Source organism: Corallococcus aberystwythensis, from assembly GCF_003612165.1.
GTDB lineage: Bacteria > Myxococcota > Myxococcia > Myxococcales > Myxococcaceae > Corallococcus > Corallococcus aberystwythensis.
Map to the genome: position 1 here is coordinate 11,510 of NZ_RAWK01000055.1, position 22,146 is coordinate 33,655.

Annotated in this window: 19 protein-coding genes; 9 read left to right on the forward strand and 10 right to left on the reverse strand. The window is 70.2% G+C overall.

What is annotated here, in order from left to right; all coding sequences use genetic code 11:
* Window positions 1-112: 112 nt before the first annotated feature.
* A complete protein-coding gene (locus D7W81_RS11360; protein ID WP_120555375.1) occupies window positions 113-1,342 on the reverse strand; it encodes a molybdopterin molybdotransferase MoeA in 1,230 nt (409 codons plus the stop codon).
* A gap of 162 nt (window positions 1,343-1,504) precedes the next feature.
* On the opposite strand from D7W81_RS11360, the gene D7W81_RS11365 reads away from it, so the two are divergent.
* The 3 genes from D7W81_RS11365 (at window position 1,505) to D7W81_RS11375 (ending at window position 6,506) form a co-directional block, all read left to right on the forward strand.
* A complete protein-coding gene (locus D7W81_RS11365) occupies window positions 1,505-2,905 on the forward strand; it encodes a protease inhibitor I42 family protein (RefSeq protein WP_120555376.1) in 1,401 nt (466 codons plus the stop codon).
* Between the two features lie 127 nt (window positions 2,906-3,032).
* The gene (gene rnr / locus D7W81_RS11370; protein ID WP_120555377.1) at window positions 3,033-6,236 is read left to right on the forward strand and encodes a ribonuclease R; all 3,204 of its coding nucleotides are present in this window, start codon (window positions 3,033-3,035) and stop codon (window positions 6,234-6,236) included.
* A gap of 51 nt (window positions 6,237-6,287) precedes the next feature.
* Complete coding sequence (locus tag D7W81_RS11375) at window positions 6,288-6,506, forward strand: DUF3185 family protein (RefSeq protein ID WP_208721266.1); 219 nt, start codon at window positions 6,288-6,290, stop codon at window positions 6,504-6,506.
* A 21-nt stretch (window positions 6,507-6,527) separates the two neighbouring features.
* Here D7W81_RS11375 and D7W81_RS11380 read toward each other — a convergent pair whose 3' ends face one another.
* The 4 genes from D7W81_RS11380 to D7W81_RS11395 all read right to left on the reverse strand — a co-directional run bounded on the left by D7W81_RS11380 (window position 6,528) and on the right by D7W81_RS11395 (window position 10,040).
* A complete protein-coding gene (locus D7W81_RS11380) occupies window positions 6,528-7,361 on the reverse strand; it encodes a tetratricopeptide repeat protein (RefSeq protein WP_120555379.1) in 834 nt (277 codons plus the stop codon).
* A gap of 86 nt (window positions 7,362-7,447) precedes the next feature.
* Entirely contained in the window at window positions 7,448-8,383 is a 936-nt protein-coding gene (locus D7W81_RS11385) for a FecCD family ABC transporter permease (RefSeq protein WP_120555380.1), read from the reverse strand.
* On the reverse strand, window positions 8,380-9,174 hold the full coding sequence (locus D7W81_RS11390; RefSeq protein WP_120555381.1) for an ABC transporter ATP-binding protein: 795 nt from the start codon (window positions 9,172-9,174) through the stop codon (window positions 8,380-8,382). The genes D7W81_RS11385 and D7W81_RS11390 overlap by 4 nt, the downstream gene beginning before the upstream one ends.
* Entirely contained in the window at window positions 9,171-10,040 is an 870-nt protein-coding gene (locus tag D7W81_RS11395) for an ABC transporter substrate-binding protein (protein WP_120555382.1), read from the reverse strand. The genes D7W81_RS11390 and D7W81_RS11395 overlap by 4 nt, the downstream gene beginning before the upstream one ends.
* A gap of 196 nt (window positions 10,041-10,236) precedes the next feature.
* Between D7W81_RS11395 and D7W81_RS11400 the strand changes: the two genes are divergently transcribed.
* Complete coding sequence (locus D7W81_RS11400; protein WP_244227141.1) at window positions 10,237-11,352, forward strand: polysaccharide deacetylase family protein; 1,116 nt, start codon at window positions 10,237-10,239, stop codon at window positions 11,350-11,352.
* Window positions 11,353-11,412: 60 nt separating this feature from the next.
* On the opposite strand, the gene D7W81_RS11405 is transcribed toward D7W81_RS11400, so the two are convergent.
* From D7W81_RS11405 to D7W81_RS11415, 3 genes are all read right to left on the reverse strand, one after another.
* Window positions 11,413-11,808 carry a hypothetical protein gene (locus tag D7W81_RS11405; RefSeq protein WP_120555384.1) on the reverse strand — a complete coding sequence of 132 codons (396 nt, stop codon included), beginning with the start codon at window positions 11,806-11,808 and terminating at the stop codon, window positions 11,413-11,415.
* A 215-nt stretch (window positions 11,809-12,023) separates the two neighbouring features.
* Window positions 12,024-13,379: a glycoside hydrolase family 16 protein gene (locus D7W81_RS11410; RefSeq protein WP_120555385.1), complete on the reverse strand. Its 1,356-nt coding sequence runs from the start codon at window positions 13,377-13,379 to the stop codon at window positions 12,024-12,026.
* A gap of 73 nt (window positions 13,380-13,452) precedes the next feature.
* Window positions 13,453-14,445: an aldo/keto reductase gene (locus D7W81_RS11415; RefSeq protein WP_120555386.1), complete on the reverse strand. Its 993-nt coding sequence runs from the start codon at window positions 14,443-14,445 to the stop codon at window positions 13,453-13,455.
* Between the two features lie 155 nt (window positions 14,446-14,600).
* On the opposite strand from D7W81_RS11415, the gene D7W81_RS11420 reads away from it, so the two are divergent.
* From D7W81_RS11420 to D7W81_RS11435, 3 genes are all read left to right on the forward strand, one after another.
* Window positions 14,601-15,647: an ABC transporter substrate-binding protein gene (locus D7W81_RS11420; RefSeq protein WP_120555387.1), complete on the forward strand. Its 1,047-nt coding sequence runs from the start codon at window positions 14,601-14,603 to the stop codon at window positions 15,645-15,647.
* Between the two features lie 841 nt (window positions 15,648-16,488).
* Window positions 16,489-18,147, forward strand: coding sequence for an ABC transporter permease (locus D7W81_RS11430; protein ID WP_120555389.1), 1,659 nt, complete (start codon window positions 16,489-16,491; stop codon window positions 18,145-18,147).
* On the forward strand, window positions 18,147-19,181 hold the full coding sequence (locus tag D7W81_RS11435) for an ABC transporter ATP-binding protein (protein WP_167508049.1): 1,035 nt from the start codon (window positions 18,147-18,149) through the stop codon (window positions 19,179-19,181). The genes D7W81_RS11430 and D7W81_RS11435 overlap by 1 nt, the downstream gene beginning before the upstream one ends.
* A gap of 3 nt (window positions 19,182-19,184) precedes the next feature.
* On the opposite strand, the gene D7W81_RS11440 is transcribed toward D7W81_RS11435, so the two are convergent.
* Window positions 19,185-19,796 carry a pyridoxamine 5'-phosphate oxidase family protein gene (locus D7W81_RS11440; RefSeq protein ID WP_120555391.1) on the reverse strand — a complete coding sequence of 204 codons (612 nt, stop codon included), beginning with the start codon at window positions 19,794-19,796 and terminating at the stop codon, window positions 19,185-19,187.
* Between the two features lie 119 nt (window positions 19,797-19,915).
* Between D7W81_RS11440 and D7W81_RS11445 the strand changes: the two genes are divergently transcribed.
* Together D7W81_RS11445 and D7W81_RS11450 are read left to right on the forward strand one after the other, a co-directional pair.
* Window positions 19,916-20,377 (forward strand): carboxymuconolactone decarboxylase family protein, encoded by a 462-nt coding sequence (locus tag D7W81_RS11445; RefSeq protein WP_120555392.1) that lies wholly within the window; start codon window positions 19,916-19,918, stop codon window positions 20,375-20,377.
* A 1-nt stretch (window position 20,378) separates the two neighbouring features.
* A complete protein-coding gene (locus D7W81_RS11450; RefSeq protein WP_120555393.1) occupies window positions 20,379-21,242 on the forward strand; it encodes a sigma-70 family RNA polymerase sigma factor in 864 nt (287 codons plus the stop codon).
* 4 nt (window positions 21,243-21,246) lie between these two features.
* On the opposite strand, the gene D7W81_RS11455 is transcribed toward D7W81_RS11450, so the two are convergent.
* Window positions 21,247-22,140, reverse strand: a complete 894-nt coding sequence (locus D7W81_RS11455; RefSeq protein ID WP_158621552.1) for a LysR family transcriptional regulator — start codon at window positions 22,138-22,140, stop codon at window positions 21,247-21,249.
* Window positions 22,141-22,146: the final 6 nt, after the last annotated feature.

Here is a 22,146-nt window from a genome sequence, read left to right on the forward strand (position 1 = left end):
CTCCCGGTGGGGGGCTGTTACTTCTCGCCCCCCTGATTGCAAGTCAAGGTGACACCCGGACGGGTGTGGTGAAACCCGCCTGTTCAGATGCGGCGGACGTGAACTGCGTTGCTCAGGCCACCCACGAGAGGGGGAGCAGCTCGACATGGGAGCCATCAGTCAAGCTGCTGGTTTCGCGGGGGAAGTGAAGCAAATGTGTGGCTGCCGCAGCTGAACGCAGGGCCCCCGAGGTCTGAGTCCCCAGGGGTTTCGCCCACAGCTCGCCCGCCCGCCAGGTGGCCGTGACCCGTACAAAGTGGGCAAGCCCGGGGGCCTTGGAGAGGCGTCCGTCCAGGCGGCCGGTGACGCGCGCGGGCTCCACGTCCTCCAGCCCCTGGAGCCGGCGCAGGGCGGGGCGCACGAAGAGCTCGAAGGTCACCAGTGACGACGTGGGGTTTCCGGGCAGCCCCATGAACAGGGTGGCTCCCCGCTGGCCCACCACCAGCGGCTTGCCGGGCTTGATGGCCACGCGCCAGAAGCGCTGCTCGACCCCGAGCGCCTCCAGGGCGTCCTTCACGAAGTCGTGGTCCCCCACGGAGACGCCGGCGCTGGTGAGGACGACGTCGAAGCCGTCCACGCGCGCCAGGGCCTCCTGGACGGCCTCCCGGGTGTCCCGGGCGATGCCCAGGAGCGTGGGCACGCCGCCCGCGCGCCGCACCGCCAGGGCCAGGGCGGGGGCGTTGATGTCCACGATGCCGTCGCCGGGGGGCTCGTCCACCCGGCACAGCTCGTCGCCGGTGGACAGCACCGCCACGCGCGGCCGGCGGGGCACCGGCACCGTGCCCTGGCCCTGCGCCCACAGCAGGCCCAGCTCCGGGATGCCCAGCGGCGTGCCGCGCCGCAGCAGCACGTCGCCTTCCTTCGCGTCCTCGCCCCGGGGGCGGATGAAGTTCCCTGGCCCCACGGCCTCCAGGATCTCCACGGCGTCCGGCGCGGCTTCGACAGTACGGGTGCGCTCGCGCATCACCACCGCGTCCGCGCCCGGGGGCAGGGGGGCCCCGGTCATGATGCGCGCGCAGGTCCCGGAGACGACCTCCCGGGTGGGGCGCCTGCCGGCGAACACCGTCTCGCCCACCGTGAGGCGCACGGGCAGGGGGCCCGCCAGGTCCCGGGCGCGCACCGCGTAGCCGTCCATGGCGGAGTTGTCCCAGGGGGGCAGGGTGCGGCGGGCGTGGACGTCCTGGGCCAGCGCCCGGCCCAGGGCGTCATCCCCGGGCACCCATTCGGTGGGCAGCGGCGTGCACAGCTCGAGGATCCGCGCACGGGCCTCCTCCACCGGCAGCAATTCGGGGGTGTCGCTCATGCTGTTTTCCCACCCAAAGTCCGTGGGAAAATCAAGTGTTAGTTTGACAGCCCAGCTGATCATCGTTACAAGCAATCGTGATCGCGAGGCTCGCGTCCAACAGCAGGGGCGTCCCGCCAACCCGTTGATAGCACACGGGAAATTTCCAAGGAGACAGCGTCGATGGCCAAGCCCAAGTCCGGGGCGAAGAAGCCTACTCCCGCTGCAAAAGCCGGTGCGAAGCCTGCCGCGAAGAAGGACAACGCGGCCCGCCTGGATCTGATCAGGAACGCCTCGAAGAAGGTGGCGACGGCCGCGACGAAGGTCGTCAAGGCGGTGGCTGAAGGGGCGAAGGGCAAGGTCGCGGCGGCGAAGAAGGCGGTGGCGGAGAAGGTGGAGAAGGTCCCCGCGGCCGCCAAGAAGGCGGCGGCCAAGGCGGCTCCTCCCGCTCCCCCGACGCCTCCCGCGAAGCCTGGCAAGGCTGCCGCGAAGGCCGCGCCCGCGGCGCCTGCCGCCGCTGGCAAGAAGGGCGCTGGCAAGGCGGGGGGCAAGACCCCGTCGGCCATCCCCGCCGGTCCTGCCGTGGAGAAGCCGCGCCCGCGCGCGACGAAGCTTCCGCCCGTGGGCGAGCCGCTCACGAAGCGTGAGATGGAGCAGCTGCTCACCGCCGGCGAAGGCCGCGGCGTGATGGGGGAGGGCAGCCTCAAGGGCCGGCTCATCCTCAGCGGCGAGATGCCCCACCTGGTCGTCGTGGGCCGCGACAAGCGCGAGCTGACGTTCCTGTTGCAGGGACCGGATCAGGAAGTGCTGCCGGCCTACGTGGACCACAAGGTCTCCGTGAGCGGCCTCATCAAGAAGACGACCAACCACAGCGGCGTGGTGGAGGTACGCAAGTACTCCGCCAAGAAGCCGGAAGTGGAAGAGGTCGCGCCGCCGCCCTCGGACTCGGAGCCGAAGCTGCGCTACCTGTCGCCCGGCGAGGTCTCCATGGCCGTCGCCGCGGGCATGGGCGCCGGCATCAAGGGCTTCGCCAGCATCCGGGGCAACCTGGAGATGATGGGCGAGGACTTCGTGCTCGTCGTCTCCAACGGCGGCACGCGCCAGCAGGTGTCCTTCGCCATTGAAGGCAAGGCGGCCGTCAAGAGCCTGCGCAAGCACGTGGGGCAGACGCTCCAGGTGACGGGCGTGGTGGACAAGTCGTCCGGCTGGGGTGGGCGCATCACCGCGGAGATGGTGGAGCCGCGTCCGTCCGAGGCCCGCTCGGTGTCTCGCGACGAGATGGAGCTGGTCCACATCGAGGGCGAGGTGCCCACGTCCGTGGACGTGAAGCTCAACCACGGCCTCACCGTGCGCCTGCAGGAGCAGCCCGGCGCCACCTGGGCCATCGAGCCCACGCTGGCCAAGCGCGTGGGCCTGCGCGAAGCCAACTTCGAGCCGGGTCCCAACGGCAGCCCGGCCACGCGCGAGTTCTTCTTCACGCCTCGCAACCCCGGCAGCTTCGAAGTGGAGTTCTTCCTCGCCAAGGCGTTCACGCCGGGCGTGGTGGAGCGCTCCTTCAAGATCAACGTCACGGTCAAGCCCTGAGGGCTTGAGCGCACGGGCCCTCCCCGGACCGCAAGGTCACCTGGGGAGGGCGAATGGGGGCCGGGGGGTTCCCGCCCGCACCCTTCGGGCTTACCCGTTCCCTCAGCGGCCTTGCCGCATCCCCACCGTGAGCCTCTCCCAAGACCATATCCGACAGCTGCTCGCCGAAGCCGACCACCCCCTGGGCCTGAAGGAGCTCCTTCGCCTCGGGGGGCTGAACCCCGGACAGCAGACCGACCTCAAGCGCGCCCTGCGAGAACTGGTGCGCGCGGGCGTCATCGTCAAGGACGGCAAGCGCTTCCGGCTGGAAGGCCCGCGCACGCCCCGGGCGCCCGACGCCGACGTGCCCTCCCGCCGGGACCCCTCCACGCCGCCCTTCAAGAAGCGGGGCCCCACGCCTGGCAGCGGGCGTGAGGAGCGCCGGGGCGGCTTCCAGGCCGAGCGTCCGGGTTACCGGAGCGGCGGCGACTTCCGGCGCTCGCTCCAGCGCGGCTCCCGGGATGACCGCTTCGAGGAGTCCGGGCAGCCCGAGGTGGAGGGCATCCTCCACATGCACCGGGACGGCTTCGGCTTCGTGCATCCGGTGTCCGGTGAAGGGGAGAACATCTTCCTGCCGCCCGGCGAGGCGCAGCGGGCGCTCGACAACGACCGCGTCCTCGTGGAGGTGGCGGGCCGGCCGGGCCGCTTCGAGGGCCGGCTGGTGCGCGTGGTCAACCGCCGGCGTGAGCTGGCGGTGGGCACGTACGTGGCGCAGGGCCGGCACTCGCTGGTGATGACCACGGACACGAACCTGCCCGGCCCCATCCGCGTGCCGGCGACGCAGATGGCGCGCGACGGCGACCTGGTGAAGGTGCGGCTGGGCGTGGGCGCGGACCTGCTGGAGCCCGGGCAGGGGCTGTTCGGTGAAGTGGCCGGCTCGCTGGGGCGGCCGGGTGACCCGAGCGCGGAGGTGCTGGGGTCGGCCTTCGCGCATGGCTTTTCCGACGAGTTCCCGCCGGAGGTGATGGACGAGGCGGACGCGTTCGCGGTGAAGGTCACGGAGGCGGAGGCCACCGAAGGCAACCGCCGCGACCTGCGCTCGATGCCGCTCATCACCATCGACGGCGAGGACGCGCGCGACTTCGACGACGCGGTCTACGCGGAGCCGAAGGCCGGGGGCTGGCGGCTGGTGGTGGCCATCGCGGACGTGTCGCACTACGTGAAGGAGAGGAGCGCGCTGGACGCGGAGGCGCTCAACCGCGCCACGTCCGTGTACCTGCCGGACCGCGTGCTGCCCATGCTGCCGGAGCGGCTGTCCAACGGCATCTGTTCGCTGCGCCCGGACGAGGACCGCCTGTGCATGGTGGCGGACATGACGTTCGACCGTCACGGCCAGCGGAGCTCGCACGAGCTGTACCCGGCGGTGATGCGCAGCGTGGCGCGCTGCACGTACAACGAGGTGCAGGACGTCCTGGACGGCAAAGCCGTGCCGCACCGCGAGTTCCTCAAGCCCCAGTTCGAGCAGCTGATGGCGCTGGCGCGCGCGCTGATGGGCATGCGCAAGGCGCGCGGCGCCATCGACTTCGACGTTCCGGAGCACAAGGTGGTGCTGGGCGAGGATGGTGTCCCGCAGCGCATGGAGAAGCGCGAGCGCAAGGACAGCCACCGGCTCATCGAGGAGTGCATGCTGGCCGCCAACGAGGCGGTGGCCACGTACTTCCAGGACGAGGGCCTGCCCACGGTGTACCGGTTCCACGGTGAGCCGGATCCGCAGAAGCTGGCCGCGTTCTCGGTGCTGGCGGAGGCGTACGGCTTCCACCTGAACGTGGAAGACGGCGTGTCGTCCAAGGAGCTGGACGCGTTCATCACGCAGCTGGAGGGACACCCGGAGCAGCGGGCCCTGAACCAGCTCCTGCTGCGCTCCATGATGCAGGCCATCTACACGTCCACGCGCGTGGGGCACTACGGCTTGGCGGCGGAGAACTACCTGCACTTCACGTCGCCCATCCGGCGGTATCCGGACCTGCTGGTGCACCGCATCCTGAAGGCGGTGTGGGCGCGCAAGGGCAAGCGGCCGTCGGAGTCGCAGCTGGAGCGCCAGGAGTCGACCCTGGAGGGCATGGCGCAGCAGTGCTCGGAGCGCGAGCGCGCGGCCATGACGGTGGAGCGCGAGGTGGTGGCGTTCTACGCGGCCCTGATGATGAAGGACCGCGTGGGCGAGGAGTTCGACGCGACGGTGGCGGGCATCGCCGAGTTCGGCTTCTTCGTGGAGCTGGACGAGGTCCATGTCGAGGGCCTGGTGAAGGCGGAGACGCTGGGGCCGGGCTCCAAGCTGGACAAGCGCACGCACTCGCTCGTGTATTCGAATGGCCGGCGCGTGCGCGTGGGTCAGAAGCTGCGCGTGCGGCTGCTGTCCGCGAACACGACGTCGCGGAAGATCGACTTCGAGCCGCTCCAGTTCGCGGACGAGGCTCCGCTCCAGCGGGCCACCGGAGCGCGGCCGCCCATGCGCCGCCGCGAGTACGCCAACGAAGCGCCGGGCCGTCACACGGGTGGCAGGACCGGACGCCCCGAGCGCGAGGCCGCGAAGACGGGCCGCACGCCGTGGCGGAAGCCCGCGGCGAAGGAGACTTCGGACGCGGAGCAGTGGAAGTCGCTCGGCGAGGCGGAGGAGACGCCGTTCGGCGTGAAGACGTGGGCCCCGCCCTCGGCCGAGGACATCGCGACGGAGGATGCCGCGGCGCTCTCCGGGTACGGCAACGAAGCCTCGGAGGAGGAGGCGGCGGCCCGGCCGCGTCCGCGCGGACGGTTCAGCCGGGAAGGGCGCCGCGAGGAGGCCGCGCCCGCTCGCGCCACCTCCCGCTTCCTGCGTGCCCGCACGGAGGAAGCCCCCGCGCCGAAGGCGGAGCCGGCCGCTCCGGCCAAGGGCAAGCGCCGGGTGATCCGCCCCGCGCGTCCCGAGTCCGTCACTCCGGAAGAAGCCCCGGCGACGGGTGAGGACTTCACGCCGGCCTTCGACGCCGGGCGCCCGGGCGAGGAAGCTGCTTCGCGCGCGAAGGCGCCTCGCGAGGACTTCACACCCTCGTTCGACGCCGACGACAGCGCACCGGCCGCTTCCCCGCACCCGGGGTTCGACCGGATCCGTGCCCTGGCCGCGCAGCGGGGCCAGCTCTCCTCGGGGGAGGCTCCGAGCCGCGCGGGCGCGGCCAAGAAGGTCCGCAAGGCGGCCGCGGGCTCGAGTGGTGCCCGGGCGAAGCCCTCGAAGAAGGCCGCGCCGGGGAAGAAGTCCGGCGGGGCCAAGGGCGCGGGCAAGAAGCCGGGTCGTGGCGCTCCGGGCAAGCGCAAGCGTTGAACGCGGGGCCGGGCCTTCCGGCCGCGCCGCCGTTCCATTCAAGGAGGCCGTGTGGGTGCTGTGCGAATCGTGGGGTTGATGCTCGCGGTGGCGGGCGGGGTGCTGCTGTTCACCGGGCTCAATGCGCGGGACTCGATCACCGAGCGCGCCACCGAGCTCATCACCGGCCGCAACACCGAGCAGACCACGCTCTACGTCGCGGGCGGCGGCGCCGCGCTCGTGGGCGGCATCCTGCTGGCCCTCTTCGGGGGAGGACGAGGCCGGCGTTAGGCCCCGTCCCCACCGCCCGCACTACTTGTTGGAGGCCTGCGCGGCCTTGGCGCGCTTGGTCGCCTCGCCGAACTGCTTGGTGGACTCGTTGGCCTGAGCGGTCAGCTCCTCAATGCGCTTGGCGTGCGCGGCGGAGCTGGCCTTGGCGGCGGCGACGCGCTCCGCGGCCTGCGGATCCACGACGGGCTTCTTGCCCTTCTCCGGCTTGGGCGGCGTGGCGGCCTCGACGGCCTCCTGATCCGCGGCCTGCTGCAGCGACTTCTCGTGCTCGATGTACTTGAACATCACGATGCGCTTGTTGAGGTACGTGTTGGGCAGGTCCGGGTTGATGGCGATGACCTGGTCATACGTCTTCAGCGCGAGATCCAGCTCCGCGGGGTTGGCGGGAGCGGACATGGAGCGGGCGCCACCGCGCTGCGCGTGCACCTCCGCGATCCAGCCGAGCGCGTCGGTGTCCTTCGGGTTGATCTTCAGGCACTCCTGGAAGTACTGCTCCGCCTTCTCCAGCGGGCCGTTCTTCGCGTACATCGCGGCGACGTTGCGGTAGGCCTCGGCCTTGTCCTGGGGCGTCTTCGCGAAGTCCACCAGCTTCAGCGCGGCCTGCGCGGCCTGGTCCGTCTGGCCCGCCTGCAGGTGCGCGAAGGCCTTCTTCTCCCAGACCTTGTCCTGGGTCGGGTCGATCTTCAGGGACTCCTCGTACTCCTTCACCGCCTCCGCGTAGTTCTTGTCGTGGAGGAAGTTGGTGCCCTTGACCCGGTGCTCCTTGGCCTTCTCCGCCTTCTCGTCGCCACAGCCGAAGGACCCGCCCAGGGTCAGCACGCCCAGCATCAAACCCACGCTACCCAGCCGCTTCATGCCCAAAGCCTTTCGTAGAGGTTCCAGGGGCACGTCCCAGCCGGGGGCCCCGCGTGGCGCGGAATATACCCGAACTTGCCTCGGCTTCAGGAGCGGGAGCGCGCGAGCAGGGAGACGAGCAGGGGTGCGCCCAGGGCGGCTGTCACCACTCCCACGGGCAATTCACGCCCGGGGAGGATCATCCGCGCCGACGCATCGCACAACGCGAGGAAGGCGGCCCCCACCACCACGGAGCCGGGCAGCAGCACGCGGCGGCTCACCCCCAGCGTCCGGCGCACGAGGTGCGGGACGATGAGCTCCACGAACGCGATGGGGCCGCACCACGCGACGCAGGCGGCCACGCCCAGCGCCCCAAGGCCGATGGCCACCGTGCGCACGCGGCGGACGGGGACGCCCTGGGACTCCGCGTGTTCCTCGCCGGCGATGAAGACCTCCAGCGCGCGGGTGAGGGCCAGCAACCCCACGACGGTGACGGCCGCGAACGGCGTGAGGAGCAGCACGCCCGAGTAGCCCACCTGCGGCAGGTGGCCCAGGGACCAGCGCATGGCGGCCATCAGCTCCGCGGAGTCCGCGGTGAACTGCAAGCCGGTGGAGATGGCGCCCGCCGCCATGGAGCAGGCGATGCCAGCGAGCACCACGTCGTTCATCCGCACGCGGCGGCCCGCGGCGATGGCGGCCACCACCAGGCTGACGCCGAGCGCCCCCACGAAGGCCGCGGCGGTGATGAGCGGCAGCCCGCCCGGAGCGAGCCGGGCGCCCAGGATGATGGCCACCAGCGCGCCCAGGGTCGCCCCCGCCGTGGTGCCCACGGTGCTGGGCGCGGCCAGCGGGTTCGCGAAGAGGGCCTGGTACACGGCGCCCACCAGCGACAGCGTGCCGCCCACCAGCATCGCCATCAGCGTGCGGGGCACGCGCAGCTGCCAGAAGATGAAGTCCGCCGTGCCGTGGGACATCCCGGGGCCGATGAACGGCGCCACCGCGCAGGCGGCCAGGCACACCCCCAACAGGAGCCAGACCTTCATGGGGCACCTCCGCTCCGGGGCAGGCCCACGAAGATGCGGTGGCCCTCCACGGACGTGCCGTGCATGCGCACGCCGAACAGCTCTCCCAGCTGCTCCCCCAGGTCGGGCGCGTCGAGGGACCGCTCGAACGCCACGCGGCCCTGGAACAGGCCGACGACGCGAGGAGCGCGCGTGCCCGGCGCGTGGGTGTGCAGGAGCGCGTTGATGTCGTGGGTGACGCAGAGGATGCCGCGTCCCGAGCGCCACAGTTGGCCCATGTGCGTGTACAGCTCCAGTTGGTGCGCGGGGTCCAGGAAGTTGGCGGGCTCGTCCAGCAGCACCAGCGGGGTCTCCTGCGCGAGCAGTCCCGCGATCGCCACGCGCTGCCGCTCGCCGCCGGACAGCTCCGTGATGGGGCGCAGGGCGAAGGACGCAGCGCCCACTTCCGCGAGCGCCTGGTTCGCCGCCGTTTCGGAGGCGCGGCGGGATTCAGGAAAGCGGTAGCGCGCGGAGACGACCTGCTCCAGCGCGGTGATGGGCTCCGCCGCCTCCAGCCGCTGGGGCAGCCACGCGAGCCGCGCCGCGCGCTGCCGGGGGGCCAGGGCAGCCACGTCCTTCCCGTCGACGAAAACATGGCCCGAGTCCGGGCGCAGCAGGCCCAGCGCCACGCGCAGCAGCGTGGACTTGCCCGCGCCGTTGGGGCCGACGATGGCGACGAAGTCACCCGGCGCCACGTGCAGGGACACGCCGTCCAGCAGCGTCCGTCCCCGCGCCCGCACCGTCACCGCGTCCAGTGTCAGGCCCGCCGTCATCGCGGGGAGGGCAGCGTGCCCAGCGCGGCGCGAAGCCGCTCGACGACGTCGAGGATGGCGGGCCCGGTGGACTGCACGTCGGAACCGATGACCAGCCGCACCCGGTCCTCCCGCGCCGCGCGCAGGCCGGTGAGCTGCTTCCACGGAGCCAGGGCCTGCGCCTGCTGCCCCGCGTCCAGTGACGGCACGTTGAGGAGCACCAGCACCGCGTCCGGATCCAGCGCGATGACACCCTCCAGCGACAGGTTGGGGGGACCGGTGCGCTCCTCGGGGACGGCGTTGCGAGCCCCCGCGGCTTCCAGCGCGGCGCCGTGCAGCGACGCGCGCTTCATGTACCAGACCTCCGACAGCGTGCCCGCCACGTCGCCCAGCACCAGCAGCACGCGGGGAGCGTCCTTCGGCGCGGGGCGCGACAGCGTCGCGTTCAGCTCTTGCGCGAGCGCGGTGGCCTGGGGCTCGCGGCCGCTCAGGCGGCCCAGCTCCTTCACGCTGTCCACCACCTCCGGGAGCGACGTCCAGGGCAGCACCTTCAGCGGCGCGAGCGCGGAGAGCGCCTCCGCCGGGGCCTGCTTCACCTGCTGATCCACGAGCAGCGTGGGCTTGAGCTTCGCGATGGCCTCGAAGTTGGGCGCGAACGTGGTGCCCACTTTCGGCAACGCGGGCGTACCTGCGGGCAGGGCGGTGTAGTCGGACACGCCCACGACCTGCGCGCCCGCTCCCAGGGCGAACAGCGTCTCCGTGACGGAGGGGGACAGCGAGACGATCCGCCGCGCCCCGGTCTCCGGGGCGGGGGGCGCCGGACGCTGGCAGCCCGCCACGAGCGCGAGCACCACGCAGAGCAGGGAGGGGAGGCGGAAGGGACTCATGGGCGGGCCGACTTCTAGCACGCGACTCGCGGGGGAGCGTCCGGGAAGCGGCGTCCCGGGTTTCGCTTATCCTGCGGGCTCCTCACAGGGGGAATACCCGGACATGTCTTGGATGAACTGGTCTTCGCGCGCGCTCTGCGCCGCGGCGCTGTTTTGCACTTCGTCGGCCCTTGCCGCGTCGCCGTTCGCGGAAGGGATGGTTTCCATCACGTTGGATGACGGATGGAGCACGCAGTACACGCTGGCGCGGCCGGCGCTCAAGTCGCGGAGCATCCCCGCCACGTACTACCTGGTGACGGACGCCATCGCCCAGGGGTGGGGGGGCTACATGAGCCTTGCGCAGGTGCAGACGCTCAAGGCGGAGGGCAACGAAATCGCCAGCCACACGCGCACGCACGCGGACCTGCCCACGCTGACGCCCGCGCAGCTGACGTCGGAGCTGCATGACTCGCGCACGTGGCTGCAGACGAACGTGGGGGCGGCGTGCGGCAAGGACTTCGCGTCACCCTACGGCGCGTACAACGCGACGGTGATGACGGCGCTGAAGGCGGAGTACGCCAGCCACCGCACCATCAACGCGGGCCGCAACTACAAGGACACGGTCATCTACGAGCTGCGCGCCAACGACGTGTCGAGCGCGGTGACGGTGGCGCAGGTGAAGGGGTGGATCAACCAGGCCATCGCGGAGAAGAGCTGGCTCATCATCCTCTTCCACGAGTTCACCAGCGGCACGCCCACGCGCGAGACGCAGTACAAGACGACCAACTTCACCAGCATCCTCAACTACGTGAAGTCCACGGGCATCCGCACCGTGACGGTGGAGGAGGGGCTGGCGTTGACGGACGGCCTCACGGAAGCGCCGCCTTCCGTGGGCACGGTCGTCTACGACGACGCGATGGGCAGCGGCTTCCAGGACTGGAGCTGGGCGACGCACGACCTGGACCAGGCCGTCACGGTGCACGCTGGATCCACGGCCATCGGCTTCGAGCCGGACTACTGGGAGGCGCTGATGTTCCACCACACGGGCCTGGACCTGTCGCAGTACCAGTCCGTGGACCTCTGGGTGCACGGAGGCACGACGGGCGGGCAGCAGGCGCGGCTGGCGCTCTACAACGGCGGCACGCTGCTGGGCAGCATCAACCTGGAGACGGCGCTGGGGCATCCCATCGCGGCGGGCAGCTGGCAGAAGGTGTCCATCCCGCTGAGCACCCTGGGCGCGACGTCCGGCACGGTGGATGACTTCTACGTGATGGACGATTCCGGGTCGGATCAGGGCACGCTGTACGTGGACGACTTCGTGCTCGTGCCGTGATGACGACACCGGCCAGCCACCCCGCACGAGGGATGGCTGGCCCGTACGTTCGTTCGCGGATCAGCCGCCAGCGATGATCGCCGTACCGCAAGAGTACGGCGTCCCACCTGAGCCGTTCTGCCGGCAGGCCACGATCTTGACCTGTGCCCCCTCGCGGACGATGTCCACGTTGTTGCCCTTGGAGGTGTTGTACCCGGTTCCAACGTAGACGCGTGCGAAGGCCTTCCACGTTCCGTTGGCCTGCTTGACCTCGACCCAACCGACGACGCCCTCGTTGTCGGAGTCTAGGTCGTACACGGTGTAGATGTCGCCGCCGTCGTCGAAGCAGGTCCTGCCGGCGGCCTGGCCCGCGTCCGTGGTGTATGCACAACCGCTCGCCGCGAAGGCCGGGGCCGCACACAAGCCCGCCAGAACAGCGACCGCGCCCAATGCCTTACGGATGATCATGCCCTTCATCTGGAGCCTCCGGGTCTATCGGTGAATGAGCGCTGTCAGCGGCCTGAGCCCTCGCGCCCGCCATCAGAATAGAGGAGGGATTTCATTAATTCCACGGATGGCCGCTTAATCGTCTTTATGGTTGGGTATGCGTCAAAACCAGACGATTCAGCGGACGTGGGTTGCAATCGCGCGCGCCGGGGTCCTCTCCGGCGCACGCGTGAAGACAGCCGGGCCTACAGCTTGATCAGCTCCACGTCATCCATGTGGATGAAGTTGGAGCCGTTGTGGGCGGGCGACTTGCTGTGCAGGCCGAACTCCAGGTAGCCGTTGGTGACGTTGACGGCGGGCGTCTCCAAGAGCGTGTAGTTGCCGTAGGTGCCCAGGTTGGTGACGGCCGCGGCGCAGTCGCCGCAGTTCTTCACCTGGAAGCGCGCGAAGTCGAACGTGCCTCCCTTGCGGAACCAGGCGCGCAGCTTGTAGTTGCCCGACGCCAGGCCCGTCTTCGTCTGGTACGTCCAGGCTTCGTAAGGCGCCGCCGACGTCCAGTGCGTCAGGTGGAAGCTGCCCGAGTGACCGCCGTTGTACGTCTCCGAGAACGCCGCCGTCGCCGTGCCGTTCGGGCTCCAGGTGTTCCAGCCCGTCATGCCCTGCTCGAAGCCCGCGTTGGTGAGCCCCAGCGACTGCGAGCCGCCCGGCTGGTACCAGCGCACCCACTCCACCTCCATCGTCTTCCGGGCGCCCCACGGCAGGTCAATCGAGGCCGGCGCCGGGTTCCCGTACCAGACGCCTCCCAGCGCCAGGTTCAGGATGAGGTAGTGGTTCTGCTGGAACTCCGACTCGTTGTGGTTGAACGTCGCCGTGGACACGAAGTCCTTGTCCAGGCGGAACACCATGGTGTTCGCCGTCCACTCCACTTCATACGTGTGGAAGTCCTGCGACAGGTCCACGCCGCGGCTCGCGCCCGTGCCCCAGTCCGCGTTGCCGCCGTTGTGCCAGTGCACCGCCGACTTCATCCACGTGGGCTCCGTGGACTTCCACTCCAGGATGTCGATCTCTCCCGCGGCGGGCCAGCCCGCGCTCTGGATGTTCGAGCCCAGCGTCCAGAACGCCGGCCACATGCCGTAGCCCGGCGGAATCTTGATGCTCGCGACAATCTTTCCGTAGCGCCCCTCCACCTTGCCCTTGGTGTGGATGCGGCCGGAATAGAACGACCGGTACTGCCCCCCGCAGCGCGAGTCCGTGGGGTTGTCCGCCGTGCGCTCCGCCGTGAGGATCAGCTTGCCGTTGCCCACCGTCACGTTCTGCGCGCGCGGGAACTCCAGCTCACCCGTGCCGAAGTTGCAGTTGTTGGTCACCGGATCCCAGTTGCTCGTCAGCGCGGTCCACGCGCCCGTGTTCAAGGCCGTGCCCGTGAAGTCGTCCTGCCACGCGAGCGACCAGCCCGCGCCCGGGTCGTAGGAGCGCTCGCCCTGCTGCGTCTGGCCGTAGCCTTCCGCCTCCACCAGGGCGGCTTCCGGCTCCGGTGAACAGCCGGAGAGGGTGGTCAGGAGTCCTGCGGCGACAAGGCCAGCTCGAAAGGGGCGGTGCATGAATGCTCCGGGGAAGGGGGAGCATTCATATTTGCCGGCTTTAACGCGGCTTGCCAGGAAGTCTCGAAACGGCTCAACCCAGCCATTGTGGGTTCTGGACGGTCCCGTCGAAGTGGTGGCTCGTCTTGTACTTCTCGTAGGCGCCGTCCTTCGCCGCGTCCTTCGTCTTCGCGAGCAGCGCCTGGACGTCCTTCTCGCTCAGGGGCTTGAAGGTGCGCGCGGCGGTGAGGGCCTGCTGCAGGCGCTCCTGCGAATCAATGCCGGTGATGACGACGCTGACGGGCAGGGACAGGTTGTAGCGCAGGCACTCGGGCGCGGTGACGGTCTTGCTGTCGAGGATGAACGGGTCACCCATGGACTTCATGGCGAGCACCCCGATGCCCTCTTTCACGAGCACCGGCAGCACGCGCTTCTCGAAGCTGTTGAAGTGGGCGTCCATCACGTTGAGGGGCAGCTGCACGGCGTCGAAGCGGAAGCCGTGCTGCTTCGCCGTCTCCAGCATCTTCAGGTGGATGTCCGGGGACTTGTGGCCGGTGAAGCCCAGGAAGCGCGCCTTGCCGGCCTTCTGCGCGTCCTTCATGGCTTCGATGGCGCCACCCTCGGCGAAGGCCTTGTCCGGATCACTGTCGCGGATGACCTCGTGGAGCTGGAGCAGGTCCACGTGGTCCGTCTGGAGGCGCTGGAGGGATTCGTCGATCTGCTTCGCGGCGGTCTTCTTGTCGCGGCCGTCGATCTTCGTCATCAGGAAGGCCTTGGCGCGATAGCCGTCGCGCAGCGCCTTGCCCATGCGCTCCTCGCTCTTGCCGTCGTTGTAGTCCCAGCAGTTGTCCAGGAAGTTGATGCCCTGGTCCAACGCGCCCCGGATGAGCGCGAGGCTCTCCGATTCGTCCTTCTGCTTGCCGATGTGGAAGCCCCCGAGCCCCACGCAGGACACCTGCTGGCCGGTGCGGCCCAGCTTGCGGCGGGGCACGGCGGGCGCCTTCTTCGCCTTGGCGGGCGCGGCACCCAGCACGGGCGGGGCAACCATCAGAGACAGCGTCGCGGCGAGGAATTCCTTCCGGGTCATGCGCGGGCGTCCTTCCAGAGGGCAGGTGGCGTCTGGGAGGCCGACGTTGGGACCGCGCGGGGGCGGGGACAACGGGCGCGGGGGCCGAATGTGCAGGAGCCACCGCTGCGCGGTGGGTGTGCAGGGCGCGGGTGTGCCGCATAATCGACAACCGCATGCGCATCCCCCTCCTTGTGCGGCGCGTGGGTTCGCTCCTCGCGCTGATCCTGCTGGCCGCGTGCCGCATTGAATCCGCCGCGCCGTCGGGAGGCGCCGCCGTGGCGCAGGCCTCGGCCCCGTCCGGCGAGGTGTGGGTCTACACGTCGATGTACCGGCACGTGCTGGATGCGCTGGAGCCTCTGTTGAAGGAGCGGCTGCCCGGTGTGCAGGTGCACTGGTACCAGGCCGGCAGCGAAAAGGTCGCGAGCCGGCTGGAGGCGGAGCGTGCCGCGGGCGCGGTGCGCGCGGACGTGCTGGTGACGTCGGATCCGTTCCTGTACGAGCGGCTGGCGAAGGAGGGTGCGTTCCTGCGCTACGCGTCCGTGAACGCGCTGCGCATCCCTCGCACGTTGGTGGACCTGGACGCGAGGTATGCGGCGGTGCGGCTGTCCACGATGGTGCTGGTGCACCGCGTGGGCGCGGGCGAGGCGCCGAAGTCGTTCGCGGCGCTTGTGGATGGCAGCTGGAAGGGAAGGGTGGCCATCGGGGATCCGCTCACGTCGGGCACGGCCTTCACCTGGGCGGTGTTCCTGCACGCCCGTCGAGGCGAAGCGTACTTCGCGGGGCTGCGGGAGAAGGGCGCGGTGGTCGCGGGAGGCAACGCGGCGGTGCTCCAGAAGGTGGAGAGCGGCGAGGTGGACGCGGGCGTGTTGCTCCTGGAGAACGCCTTGGCGGCGAAGGTGAAGGGCAGTCCCATCAAGGTCGTCTGGCCCGAGGACGGCGCGGTGGTCATCCCAGGACCGGTGGGGCTGTTCGCATCGACTCGGAACCCGGTGGCGGCGAAGGCCCTGGTGGACGTGCTGCTGTCACCGGAGGGCCAGCGCATCATCGTGGAGAAGGGGGACATGCACGCGGTGGACCCGCGCCTGAGCGGCCCGCGTGGCGAGCCCGGCGTGGAGGGGCTGCTGGGCCGCGCGCAGGCCTGGACTCCGGAGCTGCTGGAGCAGGGCCTGTTGCATGGCGGCGACATCAAGGAAGCCTTCAGCCGGGCGTTCGCGCGATGAGCCAGGAACGCCAATGCCATGCCACCGGGAGCTTCCGCACGGATGCGGCCCGGCAGCGGGCGCGAAGCAGCGACATAGGCCCCAGGCACGCCATGCGGGCCCCTTCCCGACCGAACCGGTACCAACTGGTCCGACAGTCGGACCAGTTGCCGCACCCCGGCTGGCGCGGGCGCTCCCAGCTCCTGGTGGATGACGCGGTCAGTCCAAAGGGGATCTTCCGCAGATGTTCATCAGCCCAGGGGAGCCGCCTCGAGGGCCCAAACTGGTCCGACTGTCGGACCAGCTCGCGCAGTGGTGCCAAGTGGTCCGACCCTCAGACCGGTTCAAGCTGGGAGCCCAGGTGGTCCGACAGTCGGACCGGTTCGAGTCGCGAGCCCAATCGGCCCGACCCTCGGACCAGTTCGAACTGGGAGCCCAAGTGGTCCGACCCTCGGACCAGTCCAAGCGGTAGCTCCACGTGGTCCGACAGTCGGACCAGTTCGTGCGGGGGGGACAACCGGTCTGACGGCCCGACCAGTTCGAGCCGGGAGACCAGGTGGTCCGACGGTCGGACCAGTCCAAGCGGTAGCTCCGCGTGGTCCGACAATCAGACCAGTTCGAGCAGTGGCCCCAAGTGGTCCGACACTTGGACCGATTCGGGCAGTGGTCTTGGCTGGTCCGACACTCGGACCCGTTTGTGCGGGGAGCCCACGTGGTCCGACAGTCGGACCAGTTCGTACGGTGCGCCGCGGCAGGGGCGCCTCGGCGTGATTCGCACATTCTCATCGGCTTGGACTGAGCGCCTTTTCGAGGGTCTGGCGCAGCGTGAGCGCCGTTGCACGACCCTTGATGGAGGCGCGCGATGAGGGGCCGGTGGATTGCGTTGGCCGCCTGGCTCGCGCCGCTGCTGCTCTTCGCGGTGGTTCCGGTCGTGGCGCTCCTGGGGCGGGGCGTGGGGGCTGCGACGGGCGGATTGGGCACCGTGCTTGCGGCGGAGTCCGGGGCACTGGTGAACACGCTGGGCATCTCCCTGGGCGCGACAGCGTGGGCCCTGTTTCTGGGCGCACCGCTGGCCTTCCTCCTGTTCCGCACGGACCTGCCGTTTCGTGGCGCATTCACCGTGCTGTTCACGCTGCCCTCCGCCATCCCCGCGTTCATCTGGGGCATGGGGTGGCTGTCGCTCGCGAGTCCTCGCGCTGGCTATCTGAACCGCATGCTGGGGGCGGACGTGTTCAACCTCTATGGCGCGGCGGGCATCGCTTTCGTGGAGGGACTGTCGGGCCTGCCGCTCGTGCTGCTCGCGGGGGCCGCGGCGCTGCGGCGCGTGGATCCCGCGCTGGAGGAGGCGGCTCGCGTGTGTGGGGCTTCGCCGCTCCGGGCCTTGCTGAGCACGACGGTGCCCCTGGTGCTGCCCGCGCTGTTGTCGGGCGCGGTGATGGTGTTCCTCATGGCCGCGTCGTCCTTTGGCGTGCCGTACCTGTTGGGCGTTTCAGCATCGCCGCCCACTCGCGTGCTCACCACGCGCATCTATGAACTGGTGCTGCTGGGCAGCGAGGAGGGACTGCCACGCGCGTCGGTGCTCGCGTCGTTCCTCCTGCTGCTCACCCCGCTGGCGCTGGGGCTGACCTGGGTGTTGGGCCGGAGTGGCCGGGTGCGGTTGAGCGCGGGCAAGGGCGTGTCCTCTCGCGTGCTCGCGCTGGGGGCCTGGCGCCCCTGGTCGCTCCTGGCGGTGAGCGGGGTGGGCGGAGTCCTGGTGGTCCTGCCCCTGGCGGCCATCCTGCTGACGTCGCTGCAACGCAGCTTCGGCGCGGCGCTGACGTGGGACACGCTCACGCTGTCGCACTGGTCCGGCGTGCTTTGGGACTCGCGCACGCTCCGGGCCACGGGGCGCAGCGTGTTGCTCGCGGGCGGGGCGGGCCTGCTGGTGGTGGCGCTGGGGCTCGCGGGTGCGCTCTTGCGGCGGGCCTTCCGTCGCGGCGGAGCGGGCGTGGAGGCCATGGCGGTGTGGCCCTTCGCGGCGCCGGGCACGGTGCTGGCGCTCGCGCTGCTGGTGGCGTTCTCACGCGACTGGCGGCTGGTGGTGCTGGACCGCGTCGCGTTCGTGCTGGCGCTGGCGCATACGCCGTGGCTGCTGCTTGTGGGCTACGTGGGAAAGTACCTGGCCCTGGGCGAGCGCAACAGCTCCGAGGCCCTGGCTCAGGTGGATCCGTCCCTCGCGGAGGCGGCTCGCGTCGGCGGTGCGGGGCCCGTGCGGGCATTCGTGGACGCGACGCTGCCGTTGCTGCGGCCCGCGCTCACGGTGGCGTTCGTGCTCGCGTTCCTCGCGTGCGCCACGGAGATCACCCTGTCCGTGCTGCTGGTGCCCGCGGGCTCCGAGGTCCTGGGGACATTGTTGTTCGAGTTGCAGAGCTACGCGGACCCTGCCGCCGCGGCCGTGCTCGCGTGCGCGTTCGTGGCGCTGGTGGTGGCGGGACAGGCCGTGCTGGCGTGGGCCCGGCGTCGCGTTCCGGAGGTGCGGTGATGGCGGCCATCGTCCTGGAGGGCCTGGTCAAGGCGTATGGCGGGACGCCCGTGGTGCGCGGTCTGAGCCTGCAGGTGGGGCAGGGCGAGCTGGTGTCCCTGCTCGGGCCTTCTGGCTGTGGCAAGACGACGACGCTGCGGATGCTCGCGGGGCTGGAGCATCCGGACGCGGGCATCATCCGGCTGGGAGAGGAAGTCGTCGCCGGGCCCGGCGTGCGGGTCCCGCCCGAAAAGCGCGGCCTGGGCATGGTGTTCCAGAGCTACGCCATCTGGCCGCATCGCAGCGTCGAGGCGAACGTCGCCTATCCCCTGGTGCTGCGGAAGGTGCCCCGGCACGAGGTGGCCTCCCGCGTGCGCGAAGCCCTGCGCTGGGTGCGGCTGGACGCGTTCGCCGCGCGGATGCCGCACGAGCTGTCGGGAGGACAGTTGCAGCGCGTGGCGCTCGCTCGGGCGCTGGTGGCGGATCCGCGCGTGCTGCTGCTGGATGAGCCCCTGTCGAACCTGGACGCCGCCCTGCGCGAGGAGCTGCGCGCGGAGATCGCCGCGCTCCGGGCCCGACTGGGCACGACGCTGGTGTTCGTCACGCACGACCAGGGTGAGGCGCTGGCCCTGTCGGACCGCATCGCCGTGATGAACCGGGGCGTCATCGAACAGGTGGACACGCCGGAGCGGCTGTACCGGGAACCCGCCACGCCGTTCGTCGCGGGCTTCGTCGGGGGCGCCAACGTGCTGCGCGGAGAAGCCCGCGCGGGCACCTTCTACTGCGCGGGGACGGACACCGCGTTCGAGCTGCCCATGGAGGCGAAGGGCGGACCGGGGACGCTGGTCGTGCGTCCGGAGGACCTGGAGCTGGGGGACACCGGCACACCGCTGGTGCTCTCCGCTCGCCTGTTCCTGGGACACGCGGCGGAGTACCGCTTCCCGGTGGGAGACGCGTTCCTGCGCGTCATCGGACCGGCGCTGGAGGGCGTGCGCGCCGGGCAGACGCTCCGGGTGCGCGTGCGCAAAGCCACCGTGTTCAACGCGGGCGCTTGAGGCTCAGTACAGCGACGTCTTCAACCGGCCCGGCAGATCGCGGTCGTACTCGACGCCTTCAATGGTGCCCTGGCTCAGCGCTTCGAGGATGGAGCCGTTGCTGGGCAGCTCCGTTCGGGCGACGTGGCGGGCCGGATCCCAGAGCCCGGCGCGGATCAACGAGCGGCTGCACTGGAAGAAGACCGTCTCCACGGTGATGCGCAGGACAGAGCGCGGCAGCTTCCCCTCGAAGGTGAAGCGCTCCAGCATCGACGGCTCGATGACGATGCTCGCCCGGCCGTTGACGCGCAGGGTTTCGTTGACGCCGGGAACGAAGAACAGCAGCGCGACGCGCGGATCCGCCAGGACGTTGCGCAGCGAGTCGATGCGGTTGTTGCCCCGGCGGTCGGGCAACAGCAGCGTGTGCGCGTCCTCGATGACCACGAACCCCGCGGGGTCCCCCCGGGGCGACGCATCCAGCCCTTCAGGGCCGGTGGTGGCGAGCACCATGAACGGCGAGCGTTCGATGAAGGGCCGGTACGCCGGGTGGAGGTGGTCCACCTCCTTGAGCACGGACGACTGCCCGGGAACCCCGTACAGGCGTTCGAGCGTCTCCACATCGTTCACGGTCTTCATCTGGGATGCCTCCTGGGTGGCCATCTTCGCTTTTTAAATGCCCATGTCACACGCGGCACCCGCTGAGTCGTCCTGGGGAGGAGGGCAGGCAATCCGCCGCCCAGAACAGGGAGTTCCTAATGAAGGCCAGGATGAATCCTTTCGCGGTCGCGCCGGAAGCCGTCAACGTCATGCTGGAGCTCAGCAAGAAGGTGGAGGGCCTGGGGCTGGAGTCGAGTCTCCGGGAGCTGATCAAGATCCGCGCATCCCAGATCAACGGCTGCGCCTTCTGCATCCACATGCATACCCGCGACGCCCGTGCGCAGGGGGAGACCGAGGAGCGCATCTACCTGCTGGGCGGCTGGCGGGAGTCGCCGCTGTACACCGAGCGTGAGCGGGCCGCCCTGGGCTGGACCGAGGCCCTGACGCTCGTCTCCCAGACGCACGCCCCGGACGAGGACTATGCTGCGCTCAAGCCCCACTTCACCGAAGAGGAGATCGTGAAGCTGACCCTCATGATCGCGATCATCAACTCCTGGAACCGGTTCGCCATTGGCTTCCGGTCCATCCACCCGGTGACCTCGCGCAGTGAAGCCGCCTGACGTGAACCCCGCGGACATCTTCGACCCGCTCCGCCCCCGGCTGCTCCGCATCGCGTACCGGATGCTGGGCATCGTCGCGGAGGCGGAGGACGTGGTGCAGGAGGCGTACCTCCGTTGGCACCAGACGGACCGCGACGCCGTGCGGGACGCCGAGGCCGTGCTGGTCCGCACGGTGACGCGCCTGTGCCTGGACGTCCTGAAGTCCGCGCGCGTCCGGCGCGAGGAGTACGTGGGCACCTGGCTTCCAGAGCCCATCATCGAGACAGTGGAGGGCGATGACTTGACGCTGACCCTGATGATGGCCCTGGAGCGCCTGTCTCCGCTGGAGCGGGCCGCGTTCCTCCTGCACGACGTGTTCGGCATGGACTTCGAGGAGGTGGCGAAGGCCATCGACCGGGACCCCGCGGCGTGCCGCCAGCTCGCCAGCCGGGCACGGGCCCACGTGCAGGAGGCCCGGCCCCGCTTCCCCGTGACGGAGGCGAAGGGCCACGAGCTGGCCTCGGCGTTCCATGCCGCATCGCGGAGCGGTGACACGCACGCACTCCAGGCGCTCCTGGCCCAGGACGTCGTCCTGTACGCCGACGGTGGCGGCAAGACGAAGTCGGTGCTCAATCCCATCTACGGTCAAGAGAAGATCGTGCGCATGTTCGAGGCGTTCGTCCGACGCGCGGGCGTCAACGCGTCACAGCTCTTGCACGAAGGCACCATCGACGGCCTGCCCGCGTTCGTCACCCTGGAGGCGGATGGGACGCTGCAGACCACGGCGCTCGGCATCGAGGACGGCCGCATCGTCACGCTCTACATCACGCGCAACCCCGACAAGCTGATGGGTATCCGGCGGGCGGTGGGCGGCGAGCTGTCGTAGGGCCTCAGGTCGCGGCGAAGGACTCGCGCGCGAAGTCGACGAAGCGGAGCAGGGCGGGCGAGCCGCCGGACTTGCGCCAGGCGATGGCGGTGTTCGTCACCGGCGCGTCCTCCGGCAAATCAATGAAGGCCACCCCGGAGTGGTGCTCCGTGTCGGGCGTGTGCGGCATGGGCGCGATGCCGAAGCCCGCGGAGACGAACCAGATCTTCGTCGCGACGTTCTGCGCGTACTGGCGCACTGCGGGTTCGACGCCCACGTCGCGGAGCCGGTCGAAGAACGCCGCGTAGTAGTCAGGTGGCGCGACCCCGGGCTCCACCAGGACGAGCGGTTCATCCCGCAGGTCCTTCCACGCCACCGCCTTCCGCTTCGCGAACGGATGCCGTGAAGGCACCGCCAGCCGGAAGGGCTCCCGCCGGATGAGGTGCGAGACGACGTTCGGGGGCATCCGCTCGCGCGGGCGCAGGATGCCCACATCCAGCGTGCCCCGCTCCAGCGCGTCCAGCTGCCACGCCGACGGGTGGTTGCTCAGCTCGATGTGGACCCCCGGCACCTTCTTCTGGAAGGCCCGGAGCATCGCCGCGAACCGGGGCGTCGCGAACGACGAGATGAGCCCCAGCACCAGCACGTCCTGTTCGCCACGGGCCTGCCTGGCCGCGTGTTCCTGGAAGCGCCTGGCGCGCTCCAGCAGTTGGTGGGCTTCCGGCAGCAGCTCGCGCCCCAGCTTCGTCAGGCGCACCGCGCGGCTCTCCCGTTCGAAGAGGGCGCCGCCCAGCTCCGTTTCGAACTTGCGGATCTGCTGACTGAGCGGCGGCTGGGCAATGTGCAGCCGCTTCGCCGCTCGGGTGAAGCTGAGCTCCTCCGCGACCGCGACGAAGTACCTCAGGTGGCGCAGCTCCATGGTCCA

What these genes read in the sequence shown, in the direction of transcription:
- D7W81_RS11360 (WP_120555375.1), bottom strand. Translation starts at nt 1,342, where the DNA reads ATGAGCGACACCCCCGAATTGCTGCCGGTGGAGGAGGCCCGTGCGCGG.
- D7W81_RS11365 (WP_120555376.1), top strand. Translation starts at nt 1,505, where the DNA reads ATGGCCAAGCCCAAGTCCGGGGCGAAGAAGCCTACTCCCGCTGCAAAA.
- D7W81_RS11380 (WP_120555379.1), bottom strand. Translation starts at nt 7,361, where the DNA reads ATGAAGCGGCTGGGTAGCGTGGGTTTGATGCTGGGCGTGCTGACCCTG.
- D7W81_RS11385 (WP_120555380.1), bottom strand. Translation starts at nt 8,383, where the DNA reads ATGAAGGTCTGGCTCCTGTTGGGGGTGTGCCTGGCCGCCTGCGCGGTG.
- D7W81_RS11390 (WP_120555381.1), bottom strand. Translation starts at nt 9,174, where the DNA reads ATGACGGCGGGCCTGACACTGGACGCGGTGACGGTGCGGGCGCGGGGA.
- D7W81_RS11395 (WP_120555382.1), bottom strand. Translation starts at nt 10,040, where the DNA reads ATGAGTCCCTTCCGCCTCCCCTCCCTGCTCTGCGTGGTGCTCGCGCTC.
- D7W81_RS11400 (WP_244227141.1), top strand. Translation starts at nt 10,237, where the DNA reads ATGGTTTCCATCACGTTGGATGACGGATGGAGCACGCAGTACACGCTG.
- D7W81_RS11405 (WP_120555384.1), bottom strand. Translation starts at nt 11,808, where the DNA reads ATGAAGGGCATGATCATCCGTAAGGCATTGGGCGCGGTCGCTGTTCTG.
- D7W81_RS11410 (WP_120555385.1), bottom strand. Translation starts at nt 13,379, where the DNA reads ATGCACCGCCCCTTTCGAGCTGGCCTTGTCGCCGCAGGACTCCTGACC.
- D7W81_RS11415 (WP_120555386.1), bottom strand. Translation starts at nt 14,445, where the DNA reads ATGACCCGGAAGGAATTCCTCGCCGCGACGCTGTCTCTGATGGTTGCC.
- D7W81_RS11420 (WP_120555387.1), top strand. Translation starts at nt 14,601, where the DNA reads ATGCGCATCCCCCTCCTTGTGCGGCGCGTGGGTTCGCTCCTCGCGCTG.
- D7W81_RS11430 (WP_120555389.1), top strand. Translation starts at nt 16,489, where the DNA reads ATGAGGGGCCGGTGGATTGCGTTGGCCGCCTGGCTCGCGCCGCTGCTG.
- D7W81_RS11435 (WP_167508049.1), top strand. Translation starts at nt 18,147, where the DNA reads ATGGCGGCCATCGTCCTGGAGGGCCTGGTCAAGGCGTATGGCGGGACG.
- D7W81_RS11440 (WP_120555391.1), bottom strand. Translation starts at nt 19,796, where the DNA reads ATGAAGACCGTGAACGATGTGGAGACGCTCGAACGCCTGTACGGGGTT.
- D7W81_RS11445 (WP_120555392.1), top strand. Translation starts at nt 19,916, where the DNA reads ATGAAGGCCAGGATGAATCCTTTCGCGGTCGCGCCGGAAGCCGTCAAC.
- D7W81_RS11455 (WP_158621552.1), bottom strand. Translation starts at nt 22,140, where the DNA reads ATGGAGCTGCGCCACCTGAGGTACTTCGTCGCGGTCGCGGAGGAGCTC.